At 52.3% G+C, this 635-nt stretch carries 2 protein-coding genes; both read left to right on the forward strand.

The window, feature by feature from the left end:
* Positions 1–439 (forward strand): recombinase RecT (locus tag HP556_RS00060; RefSeq protein WP_175365466.1); only part of this gene is annotated, 439 nt, incomplete at its 5' end.
* Positions 436–635: PDDEXK family nuclease (locus HP556_RS00065; RefSeq protein ID WP_024244878.1), on the forward strand; the 200-nt coding region annotated here is incomplete at its 3' end. The genes HP556_RS00060 and HP556_RS00065, both read left to right, overlap by 4 nt.

The following is a 635-nucleotide window of genomic DNA, read 5'->3' on the forward strand; positions in this document are numbered from 1 at the left end:
GATCTGCGTTACCGAATGGATGGATGAATGCCGCCGCGAACCATTCAAAACTCGCGAAGGCAGAGAAATCACGGGGCCGTGGCAGTCGCATCCCAAACGGATGTTACGTCATAAAGCCATGATTCAGTGTGCCCGTCTGGCCTTCGGATTTGCTGGTATCTATGACAAGGATGAAGCCGAGCGCATTGTCGAAAATACTGCATACACTGCAGAACGTCAGCCGGAACGCGACATCACTCCGGTTAACGATGAAACCATGCAGGAGATTAACACTCTGCTGATCGCCCTGGATAAAACATGGGATGACGACTTATTGCCGCTCTGTTCCCAGATATTTCGCCGCGACATTCGTGCATCGTCAGAACTGACACAGGCCGAAGCAGTAAAAGCTCTTGGATTCCTGAAACAGAAAGCCGCAGAGCAGAAGGTGGCAGCATGACACCGGACATTATCCTGCAGCGTACCGGGATCGATGTGAGAGCTGTCGAACAGGGGGATGATGCGTGGCACAAATTACGGCTCGGCGTCATCACCGCTTCAGAAGTTCACAACGTGATAGCAAAACCCCGCTCCGGAAAGAAGTGGCCTGACATGAAAATGTCCTACTTCCACACCCTGCTTGCTGAGGTTTGCAC

This window comes from Tardiphaga robiniae (genome assembly GCF_013359755.1).
Lineage (GTDB): Bacteria > Pseudomonadota > Alphaproteobacteria > Rhizobiales > Xanthobacteraceae > Tardiphaga > Tardiphaga robiniae.